Raw genomic sequence first — 16,695 nt, 5'->3', positions numbered from 1 at the left:
AAAAGCTATGAAAAAATTATTAGTTATTTGTGGGGGACAATCAACTGAACATATTATTTCAAGAATGTCTTGTACGTCAGTGTTAAATAATATTCATTTGGAAAAATATGAATTAACTTTAGCTGGAATTGATAAAGATGGAACATGGTATTTATTAGATCAAAATCAAGAAGATTTAGCAAAAGATACATGGTTAGATAATGCTTTACCAATTGAAGATATCTATGGATTATTAAAGAAACAAGATGTTGTATTCCCAGTTTTACATGGTCAATATGGGGAAGATGGAACAATTCAAGGTTTATTAGAACTTGCTCAAGTTCCATATGTAGGATGTCGTACAATGGGTTCAAGTGTTGCAATGGATAAAATCTATACAAAGAAGATATTAGAAACTGTAGGTATTCCTCAAGTCCAATCTTTATACGTGAAAAAAAGATATGATGGTACATTGGTTGTTGTAGATCATGAATTTAATGAATCTACTGATATTATTCAAGCTGTTAAAGATAAAATGGGATTCCCATGCTTTATGAAAGCTAGTCGTTCTGGTTCAAGTGTAGGATGTTATAGAGTGGATAAAGAAGAAGATTTCTATGATAAATTAAATGAAACAGCAAAATATGATAGTCATATTGTCATTGAAGAATGTGTTGATTGTATTGAACTAGAAACTGCAGTATTAGGAAATGATGATCCTATTGTTTCACGTGTTGGACAAATTATGCCACATGGAGAGTTTTATACTTTTGAATCAAAATATGAAGATGAAGAAAGTAAAACATGTATTCCAGCATTAGTTGATGAAAAGATTCAAGAAGAAATAAGAGGTTATGCTTTAAAGGTATTTAAAGCTATTGATGGACATGGATTATCTCGTGTTGATTTCTTCTTAGATAAGAAAACAAACAAGGTTTATTTGAATGAAATTAATACAATGCCAGGATTTACGCGTATTTCTATGTATCCACAATTAATGGCTGATTATGGTATAGCCTATAGTGATTTAATTGATAAATTAATAGATTTAGCTTTTGATAGATAGGAAAGGGAGACCTTTCCTTTTTTAGCCTTATCGTAAAAGAAGAATTATGTTAAAATAAAAATGGTGATAGATATGAAGATAGGGATTATAGATGATGATAAGGAATTTGCTGAAGTTTTAAATAAAGAATTAGAACAACTCTTTTCTCAAGTACAAATAAAAAGATATCAAGAGATATCAGATGAATTATATAAAGAAGAATTTGATATTCTCTTTCTAGATGTTTTATTATATGATAAAAAAAGTTTTAATGAAGGTGAAAAGATTTTGACTGTTTTTCCCCATACAACTTTAGTATATATTTCTAGTGTTGAACATTTTGTCTTTGAAAGTTATAAACAAAAAACATTTTATTTTGTTAGAAAATCAAATTTATACCCTGATTTAAAAGAATTTTATAAAAAATACAATCAAAGTCAATTAAATGATAAACAAATATTAACAATCAAAGGAGATATAGATATCTTACAATGTGAGATTATTTATATAAATTCATCTAAAAATACAGCTACAATTCATACAACCTATAACAAATATGTTATTAAATCATCTTTAAAAGAAATATTAACACAATTAGATCAATCTAGTTTTTTTAGATTTAATTCTTATACAATTATTAACTTTAGACATGTTATTGATGTTAGAGAACAATATATATGCTTAACTCAACAAAACAATATTAATTTTGTTAGAAATAGTAAGGATAAGTTTATGAAGGCATATATGGAATATAGGAGAAAGAAGATATGGAATGGATAATTATTAATGTTATTGAATCTATTCTTTTATCATGGTTTATATCTTCTTTAGTAGATATAAAGTGTAAAAAGTGGTTGTATAGATTTTTATTAGCAGCTGTCAATTTATCTATTATTACTTTATCTAATTATATGAATATGTATGATTTGTTTTTATCAACTGCTGTCATTATTACTTCAACTATCATTTCGCATTTCTTTACATATAATACATGGTCTGAACTGCTTTTAATAACAACTTTTGAAGGTGCGTTTTCTACTATAACTACTTGTTTTACAATTTTCATTTCGTTGCAATGGAGTCAAGTTAATCTTTCTCTTATCAATCGTATGTTATATGGATTAGGAACTTATATAATAATAAAGAATAAAAATCTTGAGAAAAGATATCTAAATAAAAAAGTTACTTATGAGTTAATACTAATTTTGTATTTTATTCATTATGTTTTACAACAGTTTTTACAACTTTTCATAGTTATCAAAAGTGATTTACCTGAAATACTTATTACGATTGTAATGATGGTACTTTGTATTTTTGTATTAATTCTCTTGTTTATGGAAATATCAAAGATGAATTTGGCACAAGAAGAATACAAACGTTTAAAACAAGAAAAGAAAAATGAAGAAACATTATCCTATTTATATGATCAATTAAAAATAACAAAACATGATTTAAAACATGATTTTGATTTGTTAAATTATTATATTGAAATTAATAACTTTGAAAAGATAAAAGATTTTATCGTTTCTAAAAAAGCAATGATAGATCATATGCCAACGCTTATTCAATCAAATAATAAATTATTAAATACAATTATTAATAATAAAATTATTCAAGCATATGCTAAAAATATACAAGTAGAATGTCATATTATTGTTAATGAATTTATAAATATGGTTGATTATGATTTGAATGAATTATTATCAAATATATTAGATAATGCTATAGAAAATTGTTTAACTCAAGGTAGAATAATTATTGATATTGTTCAAGAGGATTTGTTTTTGCATATAAGAGTAAAAAATGATAATGATTCTAAAAACTTTTCAAAAGAATTGATTACTAAAAAAGATAAAGAGAATCATGGGTTTGGATTAAAGAGTATCAAAAGAATTATTGATCAATATCAAGGAACATATTCTATTGAAAATAATGAAAAATACTATGAAATAAAGATAACGCTATTATTGAAATAGTGTTTTTTTGTATACAATTTGCAAAATGTCCTCGATATCTGCAAAACGTCCCCAACTACTATCATTAAAAATAATAATATATTAGAATGTAATTAGCTAATTATAAAGGAAAAATATTATTTATATTTTCGTTATTTGCTTTCTGAGTTATCAGAGCACTAATATAAATGATAAGTTTGCTATCTTTTAATTTATCTCATTATTATTGAGTGATGTACTCTGATAAATATATAAATGAAATATATAGATATAAGATATCATAGATTAGAATTAATAATTTAAAAAATAAATAAGATGAATTGTTTTTATATTCATCTCTATTTTTATTTGATACACTTTAATTAAAGGGAGGAGTGTTGGCTAATGCTTGAACTCAAAAATATTCATGTGGAGTATGGGAAACATATCATTTATGAAGATGCCTATTTTTGTGCTCATCATAATGAATTGACACTTGTTATGGGTAAAAGTGGTAGTGGTAAATCAACATTACACCAGTTAGTAATTTTGCATAATATAGGGAAATATGATTATTATTATGATAATGAAAATATTGGTCAATTATCATATAAACAGAAACAGGAATTTATTAATAAAAAGATGGGGATTGTGAATCAAATTCCTGCTTTTATTGATGATTTAACAATAAAAGATCATATAGCGTTATGTCAGTCATTATGGGATGGATATGATATTGATGAATACATTCAGCGTTTAGAAATTCAACATGTTTTAAACGAATACCCACAACAGCTATCTGGTGGCGAAAAGATTAGAATTAGTATTTTACTGGCAATGATTCATCAACCAGAAATTCTTGTATTTGATGAACCAACAGCTTCTTTAGATAAACATCATAGTCAGTTGATTATAGAGTTACTTAAAGAATATGCTCATCAAGGACATATTGTCATTGTTTTTACTCATGATAAATTAATGAAGTGTGAGGGAGATGTTGTTTATTTCATTGAAGATAAGATTTTAAATTGTGTATATCAAGATCATCAAGTGAAAAAGATATCTTCTTCGAAGCTAACAAAGAAAACAACTCAACATTATTTACAATATATTTATAAGATGTTTAATCATAAAAAGATATTAAAAGTATGTATGATCGTTTTTATGGCTATTGCAATAGGTTTAAGTTGTTTTTCAGTATTCTATGGAAATTCTGTTATTTATAAATATCAAAATGAGCTAAAGACTGTAAATAAAGCAGGGGTTATTTCTAAAAATACAGATTTTTTTGATGATACTTTATATAACAATTCCTCACCAATTGCTAAGGAGGAATTAAAGAATCTTGAAAATATTAAACATATTAATAAAATATGGCCTTATATTATGTGTCATGATGGATGTAATATTATCTCAGATAATATAATCAATCAATTTCGTGTTTTTCAAAATCAAAAATTAATTGCAGTAAGAGAAAAAGGTGAAATACAGTATAATTTAGGGACATATAATGAAGAATATGATTATTCTCAAAAAAGATTAACTTCTACATTTGATGTTGATGAAGGAATTTATATTGATCAATATTTTCTTTATTATTTGATAACTGGTGAAATAATGGAGAGTATTGTAGATTTAGATCAAATGAAATTTCAAGAAGTTATGTCTAGTATAAATACAGATACTGAAATTGAGTTTCCTATAGGAATACCTTATTATGTAGAATCACAGGAATATCGAGAACTTTATTTTAAACAAACGACTATAAGAATGAAAATTAAAGGGATGTATTCTGGACCACTTGATTTTAAACTTTGTAAAGAATTTAGCGTTAATCCTGATATCTTCTATCCACTAAGTGTTGAAAAAGAATATCGTGAAAAGATAAGTCAGGGATTATTACCAGCTATAAAAGAAAGTCATGGTGAGATTATAAAAGAACCTGTGATACCATTCTATCCAATTTATTATCAATTTTCAGTAGATGATAATGCTACTTTTTCAGAAGTTAAAGAAGAAATTGAAGCTTTGGGATATCGTGTTTATTCAGAATATTATGATAAAGAAGTCCAAGTGTTAGTTGCTAAAGATATGAACAAAGGCGTTACAATGATATCAGCATTGATTATGTGTGTTGCATTAATGTTGTTTTTTGGTATCAAATATAATCAGAAAAAAGAATATCAAGATTTTGTCAGATTTTTTACAAATCGTGGCATAACAAGTCAAAAAGCTAAAAAAATATTAGGATATTATTTTATATATGAGGGAATTTTATGTTCAGTGGCTTCACTTCTTACTATGGGAATCATTATATATATCTTTATGAGGTTTATTTATCAAGAGTTTATTTTTATTCATCTCTCATTTTTTCTATTTTGTATAATATTATCTTTTATTATTGAAGCAGGGATTCCATTATTGATAGTTAGGGGTGAAAAAGAATGATTGAGTTAGAAAATATTTCTATGAAATTTACTAGAAACTCTATTAGAATCAATAATTTAAATATACCTGAAAATAAAATAACATTAATAAGAGGACTAAGTGGGAGTGGAAAATCAACATTACTTTATAAACTTGCTTTAATATCTAAAGAAACACAATATAAGTATTTTTATCACGAACAAAATCTTATGACTCTATCTTCACATAAAAAAGCATATCTTAGAAGATATTGTATTGGTTATGTATTTCAAGACTTTTGTCTTTTGGAAAATATGACGATTTATGAATGTTTTCAATATTATTGTCATTTGATTAATAAAAAAGAGAATAAGAATGAATTATCAGAATTATTAGAAAAAGTTCATCTTCATAATTCTTTAGATCAAAAAATTGAAACATTGTCTGGAGGAGAAAAACAAAGACTCGCAATAGCATGTGTCTTACTGAAAAATCCTGAAATTATTATTCTTGATGAACCAACGAGTGCATTAGATGAAATTAATGAAAGAGAAATTTTTGAATTATTACAAGAAATATTAAAACAACAATGTACAATCATTTTGGCAAGTCATAGCTATATAGCTAATGAATATGCTGATACTATTTATGAATTAAATGGTGAGGGCATATGCGTTGTCAAACAAGCTAAAGATGAAGTTTATCCTGGAAAACAATTATCCTCTAAAAAAGATTATTCATTTTTATGGTTTTATATAAAACATAATTTTAAAAGTGAAAAACTGATGAATTGTTTAATGATTATGATATTGTCTATAGGATGTTTAGGTGTTGCTGCAATTGAGCATACAATATGGCAATCTTTAAATGATATTGATGCAAGAATTGATAAATTAGCTGATTATCAGCTGATGATTGAGTTTACTGATAATGATAAAACTTCAGGAATAAATAATCAGGATTCAATTATTAAAGATATAACAAATCAAGAAGGTATTAAAGAAATATACCCTTATTATGATTTAAGTGTCATTGTTGATGAAGAAGAAATACCAGTTTATCCACTATATGCGCAAAATCGTCTTGAAGGTAAGTTATATAAAACATTGCAAGAGGAAAGGCATTTATATCCTTCTTACCATGTTGTCTATAAAAATATAGATCAAATTAATAAAGATACTGTTTATTCTCACTTCATTGTGAATGGTAAAGTTCAGGTTAAACAAGATATTCCAATAAGTGGAGTTATGTCTATAGGAAAAATTAATGCTTATAACAAATCATTGGATTATATGTTGATGAATTATGAAGATATTCTTCAACTTGTAAAGAAAGCAAATGGAAAACCTAAGGAAAGTACTTATATTTTATTCTGTGATAATATTAATACTTTAAATAGTTTGATGATATATATTGCTAATAAATATCCAGATATCAATATTTTATCAACATTCCAAGATGTAAATCTATTGATTAATATGAAATATGAAACAATAAGTATGCTTCAAATGGAAAAAGTCATCACTGTTTTATTAATGGTTATGATGTTTATTTATCTTGATTATTGGATGATGAAAAGGCGTGAAAAGGAATTAACGATTTTAATGGCAAATGGAGTCATGAGATTTGAAATGGGAATTATTTTAGGTATAGATCAATTGATAAAAATGTTAACATCGTTTTTAATAGCATTATTGGTTATTGTTATTTTACAGTTTAGAGGTTTATCTATTCCAATATTTAATTTGTTTTCTCAGATTGGTATTGTTTTGGGAGTAAGTTTTATTTGTTCAATAGTTTTATCTGTTATAATGATTAGAAAATTAAATCCAGAGAAGATATTTAGAAATTAATAAAATGATATCGCATATAGAACAGACAAAGCATTTTTAAAAAATCTATTAAGCGCAAGAATAGCGTACAAAAAGGAAGAATGAATATGAAAAAAATAGTAATGTTGCAAACGGTTATGAGTATGGTTAGTTTAATCTTATGTATGTACACAATGTATGGATATGGAATAGGATTAGATGAGCAGTATACTTTACAACAGTTTGCTGATAAAGGAAATATCTATATTGTGTGGATATTGATGGCTTTGAGTTTTTTGAGTTGTTGTTTAGGGGTAATGATGATATTGAAAAAGCGAGATTAATTCTCGTTTTTTTATTTTATTAATTAAATCTTAATAACTTTTATTAAGAGAAATGGTAGGATAAAAGAGAGCGAGGATGATAGTATGAAGAAATTATTAACTGTAATAATAGTGTTTGTTTTATTTATCGTGACAAGTTTAACTGTGGATATATTGAGACAGCAATTTTATCCTTATGAGTATCAAGATGTAATGGAAAGCTTTTTTGGAAAATATCATATAAAAAAGGAACATACACAATCTGAGCAAAATGCTAAGGGAGATAAATATAGTTATTGGAGAATATCTTGTTCAGACAAGAAAGATGATTATTTTATTAATAATGAATATGGATTTTTTTCTCAACTTCATAGTATTTATATGTATGAACATGAAAATGAACTAAAACAGAAAATAGATTGCCAAAATATTGATGTTTCTTTACGAAATGCTTATGATTCTTACTCACCTAATACGACTGTAGATAAAGAAATTCCTAATGATGATCAAATGATTCATGAAAAATATAATAAAATGTATCCAAAGCAGTTTCAAGTTTATAAACATCAAGATATAACAAAACTATTTGAAGAAAAACCAATACCTTTATATTTTATTATTATTTGTGAAAGTCAGGAGATTGCTCAACGTTTTATTAAAGAAATTAAGAATGTTAATGCAATTATTAAAATTGTTTCACATGAACGCTCTGAAGAAGGAGTATATATTGATCATGAGACGATGAAAGGAAATGAGGATTCTTATTTATTTGTTTATCAAGGTAAATATATTGATAATGGTGTAGAGATTATGGGGCAAGTGACACAAAAAAATCAAGGTTATCGTACTATTTCTAATGATACAATTGTATATAATTATAATGAGTTTATTAAGAATTGTTTAAAATTTTGATAAATACGAAAATTAGTATATGAAATTTTCTAAAACTAAAAATTCACAAACAAAATTATGAAAATAATGTTGACTAAAAATTGGAAAAGGTATATCATATATGCAACAACCCTATAAGAAATACAAAGATAGGAAATAGTAGGTAGTGTAGAAAGCATAGAGAGGCTCTGGATGGTGTAAAGAGTCATGACTTCATTATTGAACTCGTCCTTGAGTGGAGCACTGAAACATGTGGAGTAAGCTGCTACGGAACTTGCGACCGTTATCACGCTAGAGTATGAACTTATTGATAAGCGTACTTGATAAGGTTATTACTGTGAGGTAATAATGAATATGAGGTGGAACCACGAAGTGATTAACTCTCGTCCTCTATTATGATTTTTTCATAATGAGGAGCGAGGTTTTTTATTATATAGGGATAGGAGGTAGAAGCATGAATTATAAAAAGTATAAGAAATTTGAAACGATTAAATTGAAAGATCGTACTTGGCCTGACAAAGAAATTGAAAAGGCACCGATTTGGTGTTCAGTGGATTTACGTGATGGAAATCAAGCTTTGATTACACCAATGAAGATTGAAGAAAAAGTGGAAATGTTTCAATTATTAGTTGATTTGGGGTTTAAAGAAATTGAAGTTGGTTTTCCTTCTTCTTCACAAATTGAATATGATTTTTTAAGATTGTTGATTGATGAACATTTGATACCTGATGATGTCACTGTTCAAGTTTTAACTCAAGCTAGAGAACATCTTATTAGAAAAACATTTGAATCATTAAAAGGATTAGATAAAGCTATTGTGCATATTTATAATTCAACTTCAATCCTACAAAGAGATGTTGTTTTTAATAAGAGTAAAGAAGAAATTAAAAAGATTGCAGTTGAAGGAACAAAGCTTGTTAAAGAATTATCTCAAGAATTTGAGGGAAAAGTTATTCTTGAATATTCACCTGAAAGTTTTACTGGTACAGAAGTTGATTATGCACTTGATGTATGTGAAGCTGTACTTGATACATGGGGGGCATCTTCTGATAATAAAGTGATTATTAATTTACCTTCAACAGTTGAAATGGATACACCAAATGTCTATGCTGATCAAATTGAATGGATGTGTAGAAATTTTAAAGATAGAGAACGAGTCATTGTGAGTGTTCATCCACACAATGATAGAGGTTGTGGAGTAGCAACAACTGAATTGGCATTGTTAGCTGGAGCTGATAGAGTGGAAGGAACTTTATTTGGTAATGGTGAAAGAACAGGTAATGTGGATATTATTACATTGGCGCTTAATATGTTTACTCATGGTATTGATCCAAAACTTGAATTGAGTCAAATGAATCAGATTAAAGCTATTTATGAAAAATGTACAAAGATGGAAGTTCCACCACGTCATCCATATGCTGGTCAACTTGTCTTTACAGCATTCTCTGGTAGTCATCAAGATGCTATTAATAAAGGAATGCATGCTTATCAGCAAAGAGGACAAGATGTTTGGGAAGTTCCTTATTTACCAATTGATCCAGCTGATTTGAATCGTCAATATGAACCAATTGTTCGTATTAATTCTCAATCAGGTAAAGGTGGAGTTGCCTTTGTGATGGATACTGTCTTTGGTTATCATTTACCAAAAGCATTGCAAGCTGATTTTGCTAAAGCAATTCAAGATATTAGTGAAACTGAAGGTGAAGTATCACCTGAAAGAATATATGATACATTTAAAAAGGAATATATTGATATTGAGGAACCATATAAATTTATTAAACAAAGACTTATTGATTTAAGTGATGATGATAGTGAATATGAAAGAAGGGCAGAAGTGACAATTGAAGATCATGGAGAAGTCAAGACTTTAATTGGTTATGGAAATGGACCTATCGATGCTGTAAAGAATGCTTTGAACTCATCAGATGATTTCTTATATACACATTTATTAGATTATAGTGAACATGCTTTAACATCTGGTTCATCAGCTAAGGCTGCAGCTTATGTACAACTTCGTCCTAAAGGAAGTGCGGTTTGTGAATATGGTGTAGGAGTTCATGCTAATATTACAACAGCAACAATTAAAGCCATGATTTCAGCAATGAATCGAATTTATAGAAATATCAAGAAAGAAGGTTAATATATGGAAGAACTTGTTTTATCTATTCTTGTTCATAACAGTTCTGGAGTTTTAACTCGTGTCAGTGGCTTGTTTGCAAGACGTGGCTACAACATTGATAGTTTAACAGTAGGAACAACGAACACTGAGGGAGTTTCAAGAATGACAGTGGTTGCTCATGGTGATCAACAAATTCTTGAACAAATTGAAAAGCAATTAAGAAAGTTAGAAGATGTGATTGAAATCTTTGCTTTACCTCGTTCATCATCAGTTTATCGTGAACTTGTGATGGTTAAGGTTGAAGCTGATCAAACAACAAGAGCTGATATTGTTTCAATTGTTGATATTTTTAGAGCAAAGATTGTGGATGTATCACCGCATTCAATGGTTATTGAAGTGACTGGTGATCATGGAAAGGTTGATGGCTTATTAGCCATGTTAGATGGTTTCAATATCGTTGAGATCGTACGTACTGGTTTATCTGGTATTGCAAGAGGTCTTAGTGATTTTGATATAAAAAAAGAAGATAACTAAATAGGGGGTCAAGAAAATGGCAAAAATTTATTATGAATCTGATTGTGATTTATCTTTATTAGATGGAAAGACAGTTGCAATCATTGGGTATGGTTCTCAAGGACATGCTCATGCATTAAACTTAAAAGAATCTGGGGTTAATGTTATTATTGGATTGTATGAAGGTTCTAAATCTTGGGCAAAGGCAGAAGCTCAAGGATTTGAAGTTTATACTTCAGCAGAAGCTGCTAAAAAAGCAGATATCATCATGATCTTAATCAATGATGAATTACAAGCAAAATTATACAAAGAATCAATTGAACCAAACTTGGAAGAAGGAAACATGTTAATGTTTGCCCATGGTTTCAATATTCACTTTGGACAAATCGTTCCACCTAAGAATGTAGATGTCACTATGGTTGCTCCAAAAGGGCCAGGACATACAGTACGTAGTGAATATCAAGTTGGAAAAGGTGTTCCTTGCTTAGTGGCAGTTGAACAAGATGCTACTGGTAGAGCTCAAGATATTGCTTTAGCTTATTCATTAGGAATTGGTGGAGCAAGAGCTGGTGTGTTGGAAACAACATTTAGAACTGAAACTGAAACAGACTTATTTGGTGAACAAGCTGTTTTATGTGGTGGGGTTTGTGCTTTAATGCAAGCTGGTTTTGAAACATTAGTTGAAGCTGGATATGATGAAAGAAATGCATATTTTGAATGTATCCATGAAATGAAATTAATTGTTGATTTAATCTATCAATCAGGATTTGAAGGTATGAGATATTCTATCTCTAATACAGCTGAATATGGTGATTATATTACTGGACCAAAGATTATTACTGAAGATACAAAGAAAGCTATGAAGAAAATCTTATCTGATATTCAAGATGGAACATTTGCTAAGGACTTCTTATTAGATATGTCTGAAGCTGGTGGACAAGCTCACTTTAGAGCAATGCGTAAAAAAGCTGTTGAACATGAATCTGAAAAAGTTGGTAAAGAAATCAGAAAATTATACAGCTGGTCTGATGAAGATAAATTAATTAATAACTAATACACACACACTTTGTGTGTGTTCAGTAAAGAGTCTATTGACTCTTTAGTGATGACATACAAAGGGGTAAAGGGGGAATTCATATGTCAATGACAATGACACAAAAAATCTTGGCTGATCATGCAGGAATGCAAGAAGTTGTTGCTGGTCAGTTAATTGAAGCAAAATTGGATGTGGTTATGGCCAATGATATTACTGGACCAATGGCATTACCAATTTTTAAACAAATGGCTGATAAGGTGTTTGATAAGGATAAAGTTGTATTGGTGCCTGATCATTTTACACCAAATAAAGATATTAAATCAGCAGAAAATTCTAAAGCTATTCGTGAATTTTCATTAAATCAATGTTTAACTCATCATATGGAACAAGGAAAATGTGGTGTTGAACATGCGATTTTACCAGAAAAGGGTATTGTTGTAGCTGGTGAATGTATTATTGGAGCTGATTCTCATACTTGTACTTATGGTGCATTGGGAGCTTTTTCTACAGGGGTAGGAACAACTGATATTGCCACAGGTATGGCAACTGGTGAATTATGGTTTAAAGTTCCAAGTGCTATCAAATTTGTTTTAAAAGGAAAATTACAACCTTATGTAAGTGGTAAAGATGTGATTTTACACATTATCGGCCAAATTGGGGTTGATGGGGCTTTATATAAATCTATGGAATTTGTTGGTGAAGGTGTCGCTGAGTTATCTATGGATGATCGTTTTACTATTTGTAATATGGCGATAGAAGCTGGAGCTAAAAATGGGATTTTTCCAGTTGATGATAAAACAAGAGAATATATGCAAAAGCATTCAAAGAAAGTTTATAAAGAATATGTGGCAGATGAAGATGCTATATATGATGAAGTCATTGAAATTGATTTATCAAAGATTATGCCAACAGTTGCATTCCCACATTTACCAGGAAATGCACATACAATGGATGAAATCAATAATGAGGAAAAGATTTATATTGATCAAGTTGTGATTGGTTCATGTACGAATGGACGTATGAGTGATTTACGTAAAGCAGCAGCTATTTTAAAAGGTAAAAAAGTGGCTGATAGAGTGCGTGTCATGGTTGTTCCAGCAACTCAAAAGATCTTTGTTGAATGTATTCGTGAAGGTTTGGCAGAAATCTTTGTTGAAGCAGGATGTGCTTTTAATACACCAAGTTGTGGACCTTGTATGGGTGGTCATATGGGAGTCATGGCTAAAGGTGAAAAATGTGTTTCTACAACAAATCGTAACTTTGTTGGAAGAATGGGTGATACAGAAGCTTTGATTTACTTAGCTTCACCTGAAGTTGCTGCTGCAAGTGCAATTGCTGGATATATTGCTGATCCAAGAAAGGTGGGAGAATAAGATGAAAGCCAATGGTAAAGTTTTAAAATATGGAGATAACGTTGATACAGATGTTATTATTCCAGCCCGTTATTTAAATTCATTTGATGCCAAAGAACTTGCAAGTCATGCGATGGTGGATATTGATCCCACTTTCGTAGAACGAGTGGAAGTTGGAGATATTATGGTGGCAGGAAAGAACTTTGGTTGTGGTTCGTCTCGTGAACATGCTCCTTTAGCTTTAAAGACAGCAGGTGTGAGTTGTGTTATTGCCAAATCATTTGCGAGAATTTTCTATCGTAATTCAATTAATATTGGATTTGCAATTTTGGAATGTGAAGAAGCCGCTGATGATATTGATGAAGGAAATATTGTAGAAGTTGATTTTGATACAGGAAAAATTTATAATCAAACAAAGCATAAAGAATATCAGGCACAACCTTTCCCTGAATTCTTACAAAAAATGATTCAAGTCAATGGTTTAGTGAATTATGTAAATGAGAAAAAGAGAGGTTAAATTATGGAAAAGAATATTGTAGTTATTAAAGGCGATGGAATCGGACCAGAAATTGTTAATCAAGCGATTAAGGTTTTAGATGCGATTGCATGTCAATATAAACATACATTTCATTATCAAAATATTTTAATGGGTGGGGCTTCAATTGATGAATATGGAGTTCCATTAACTGATGAAGCTATCAAAATTGCTAAAGCAAGTGATGCTGTATTACTAGGTTCCATTGGTGGTGATACCAATACATCACCTTGGTATCAGTTAGAACCATCTTTAAGACCAGAAGCAGGTTTATTAAAGATGCGTAAAGAATTAGGTTTATTTGCTAATTTAAGACCAGCTTATTTATATGATGAATTAAAGAGCGCTTGTCCTTTAAAAGAAGAAATCACTGAAGGTGGTTTTGATATGATGATTATGCGTGAGTTAACTGGTGGATTATATTTTGGGGAAAGAGAAACCAAAGAGATTGATGGACAAATGGTGGCTCATGATAATTTGGTTTATAGTGAAAAAGAAATTAGAAGAATTGCCAAACGTGGTTTTGATATAGCCATGAAAAGAAGAAAGAAAGTTACAAGTGTGGATAAAGCTAATGTTTTAGATACATCTCGTTTATGGCGTAAGATTGTTAATGAGGTGGCAAAAGATTATCCAGAAGTTGAAGTAGAACATATGTTAGTAGACAATTGTGCGATGCAGTTGGTAAAAGATCCACGTCAATTTGATGTAATCTTAACTGAAAATATGTTTGGTGATATTTTATCAGATGAAGCAAGTATGGTAACAGGATCAATTGGTATGTTATCAAGTGCATCACTAAGAGAAGATAAACTTGGAATGTATGAACCAAGTCATGGAAGTGCACCAGATATTGCAGGAAAAGATATTGCAAATCCAATTGCAACAATTCTTTCAGCGGCTATGATGTTACGTTATTCATTTGATATGGATGATGAAGCAAAGGCTATTGAAGATGCCATTGAGAAGGTTTTAAAAGCTGGATATCGTACTGTTGATATTATGTCAGAAGGAAAACAACAAGTTACTTGTTCGAAGATGGGCGACTTGATTGTGGAAAATTTATAATGGGGAGGTCACATATGAGAAGTGATAATGTCAAAAAAGGGGCTGAAAGAGCACCACATAGATCGTTGTTTAATGCTTTAGGAATGACAGAAGAAGAATTATCAAGACCATTAATTGGGGTTGTTAATTCTTATAATGAAATTGTTCCTGGACATATGAATTTAGATAAGATTGCTGAAGCAGTTAAAAAAGGAATTTATTTAGCTGGAGGAACACCTATTGAAGTTCCTGCTATTGCTGTTTGTGATGGAATTGCAATGAATCATACAGGAATGAAATATTCTTTAGTGACAAGAGAATTAATTTGTGATAGTACAGAATGTTTAGCAAATGCTCATCAATTTGATGGTTTAGTTATGATTCCTAATTGTGATAAGAACGTTCCTGGTTTATTAATGGCAGCTGCGAGATTAAATATTCCAACCATCTTTGTGAGTGGTGGACCAATGTTAGCTGGTCGTCGTGTAGATGGAAAACAAACATGTTTATCTTCATTGTTTGAAGCTGTTGGTCAATTGAACGCTGGGAAGATCACTGAAGAAAAATTAAAAGAAATTGAAGAAAAAGCTTGTCCAACATGTGGATCATGTTCAGGTATGTATACAGCCAATTCAATGAACTGCTTAACTGAAGTTTTAGGAATGGGATTAAAAGGAAATGGAACCATTCCAGCTGTCTATAGTGAAAGAATTAGACTCGCTAAACATGCTGGTATGCAAATTATGAAATTAGTTGAACAAGATATCAAACCAAGAGATATCATGACAACAGAAGCATTCTTAAATGCTATGACAGTAGATATGGCACTTGGATGTTCAACAAACTCTATGTTACATTTACCTGCTATTGCATATGAAGCAGGTGTTGAATTAAATTTAGAAATTGCCAATGAAATTAGTCAAAAAACACCAAACTTATGTCACTTAGCTCCTGCTGGAGATACATTTATTGAAGATTTAAATGAAGCTGGTGGGGTTTATGCAGTGATGAATGAGTTAGATAAATTAGGTGTTTTACACACTGATGTCTTAACTTGTACAACAAAAACATTAAAAGAAAATATTGAAGGATGTGTGAACTTAGATCCAAACATCATTCGACCAATTGATAACCCATATAGTCAAACAGGTGGTATTGCTGTATTAAAAGGAAATTTAGCACCTGATAGCTGTGTTGTAAAACAAAGTGCAGTTGCATCTGAAATGTTACAACATAAAGGACCAGCTAGAGTCTTTGATAGCGAAGAAGAAGCAATAACTGCTATTCGTGCTGGTAAGATTGTTGCTGGAGACGTTGTGGTCATTCGTTATGAAGGACCTAAAGGTGGACCAGGAATGCGAGAAATGTTATCACCAACATCAGAAATTGCAGGTATGGGATTAGATAAAGATGTTGCTTTAATTACTGATGGTCGTTTCTCTGGAGCAACACGTGGTGCTTCTATTGGACATGTTTCACCAGAAGCAGCAGTTGGTGGACCTATTGCTTTCGTTGAAGAAGGCGATATGATTGATATTGATATTACTAATCATCGTATTGAATTATTAGTCAGTGATGAAGAATTAGCAAAAAGAAAGAAAAACTGGCAACCTAAAGTACCTGAAGTTAAAGGATATTTGAAAAAATATGCAGCAATGGTTACTTCAGCAAACACAGGAGCCGTATTAAAAGTCAAATAAAGAG

At 29.9% G+C, this 16,695-nt stretch carries 14 protein-coding genes and 1 other annotated feature; all 14 genes read left to right on the top strand.

The genetic code is table 11. The features are described from left to right. Positions 1-7: 7 nt before the first annotated feature. The 14 genes from EDD60_RS16805 to ilvD all read left to right on the top strand — a co-directional run bounded on the left by EDD60_RS16805 (position 8) and on the right by ilvD (position 16,691). Positions 8-1,045 carry a D-alanine--D-alanine ligase family protein gene (locus EDD60_RS16805; protein WP_066444442.1) on the top strand — a complete coding sequence of 346 codons (1,038 nt, stop codon included), beginning with the start codon at positions 8-10 and terminating at the stop codon, positions 1,043-1,045. A 72-nt stretch (positions 1,046-1,117) separates the two neighbouring features. After that, positions 1,118-1,804, top strand: a complete 687-nt coding sequence (locus EDD60_RS11395) for a LytR/AlgR family response regulator transcription factor (RefSeq protein WP_066444340.1) — start codon at positions 1,118-1,120, stop codon at positions 1,802-1,804. Next, positions 1,792-3,000, top strand: coding sequence for a sensor histidine kinase (locus EDD60_RS11390; protein ID WP_066444342.1), 1,209 nt, complete (start codon positions 1,792-1,794; stop codon positions 2,998-3,000). The genes EDD60_RS11395 and EDD60_RS11390 overlap by 13 nt, the downstream gene beginning before the upstream one ends. Positions 3,001-3,363: 363 nt before the next feature. Next, positions 3,364-5,406, top strand: a complete 2,043-nt coding sequence (locus EDD60_RS11385; protein ID WP_066444344.1) for an ATP-binding cassette domain-containing protein — start codon at positions 3,364-3,366, stop codon at positions 5,404-5,406. Then, entirely contained in the window at positions 5,403-7,217 is a 1,815-nt protein-coding gene (locus EDD60_RS11380) for an ABC transporter ATP-binding protein (protein WP_066444347.1), read from the top strand. The genes EDD60_RS11385 and EDD60_RS11380 overlap by 4 nt, the downstream gene beginning before the upstream one ends. A gap of 86 nt (positions 7,218-7,303) precedes the next feature. Then, a complete protein-coding gene (locus EDD60_RS11375; protein WP_066444349.1) occupies positions 7,304-7,519 on the top strand; it encodes a hypothetical protein in 216 nt (71 codons plus the stop codon). A gap of 84 nt (positions 7,520-7,603) precedes the next feature. Beyond that, a complete protein-coding gene (locus tag EDD60_RS11370) occupies positions 7,604-8,410 on the top strand; it encodes a hypothetical protein (RefSeq protein WP_066444352.1) in 807 nt (268 codons plus the stop codon). Positions 8,411-8,526: 116 nt separating this feature from the next. Beyond that, positions 8,527-8,783, top strand: a binding site (T-box leader). 60 nt (positions 8,784-8,843) lie between these two features. Beyond that, a complete protein-coding gene (gene leuA, locus EDD60_RS11365; protein WP_066444362.1) occupies positions 8,844-10,529 on the top strand; it encodes a 2-isopropylmalate synthase in 1,686 nt (561 codons plus the stop codon). 3 nt (positions 10,530-10,532) lie between these two features. After that, complete coding sequence (gene ilvN / locus EDD60_RS11360) at positions 10,533-11,042, top strand: acetolactate synthase small subunit (protein WP_066444365.1); 510 nt, start codon at positions 10,533-10,535, stop codon at positions 11,040-11,042. Between the two features lie 16 nt (positions 11,043-11,058). Then, complete coding sequence (ilvC, locus tag EDD60_RS11355) at positions 11,059-12,075, top strand: ketol-acid reductoisomerase (protein WP_066444368.1); 1,017 nt, start codon at positions 11,059-11,061, stop codon at positions 12,073-12,075. Positions 12,076-12,158: 83 nt separating this feature from the next. Beyond that, positions 12,159-13,430 (top strand): 3-isopropylmalate dehydratase large subunit, encoded by a 1,272-nt coding sequence (gene leuC, locus EDD60_RS11350; protein ID WP_066444371.1) that lies wholly within the window; start codon positions 12,159-12,161, stop codon positions 13,428-13,430. 1 nt (position 13,431) lies between these two features. Further along, positions 13,432-13,926, top strand: a complete 495-nt coding sequence (gene leuD, locus EDD60_RS11345) for a 3-isopropylmalate dehydratase small subunit (protein ID WP_066444374.1) — start codon at positions 13,432-13,434, stop codon at positions 13,924-13,926. Positions 13,927-13,929: 3 nt separating this feature from the next. Then, positions 13,930-15,012 (top strand): 3-isopropylmalate dehydrogenase, encoded by a 1,083-nt coding sequence (leuB, locus tag EDD60_RS11340; protein ID WP_066444382.1) that lies wholly within the window; start codon positions 13,930-13,932, stop codon positions 15,010-15,012. Positions 15,013-15,026: 14 nt separating this feature from the next. Further along, entirely contained in the window at positions 15,027-16,691 is a 1,665-nt protein-coding gene (gene ilvD / locus EDD60_RS11335; protein ID WP_066444384.1) for a dihydroxy-acid dehydratase, read from the top strand. The last annotated feature ends 4 nt before the right edge of the window (positions 16,692-16,695 follow it).

This window comes from Longibaculum muris, from assembly GCF_004343035.1.
In the GTDB taxonomy this organism is placed as follows: Bacteria; Bacillota_I; Bacilli_A; order Erysipelotrichales; family Coprobacillaceae; genus Longibaculum; species Longibaculum muris.
Note: the sequence above shows the minus strand (reverse complement) of the source record. Positions and strands in the feature narration are given on the sequence as shown.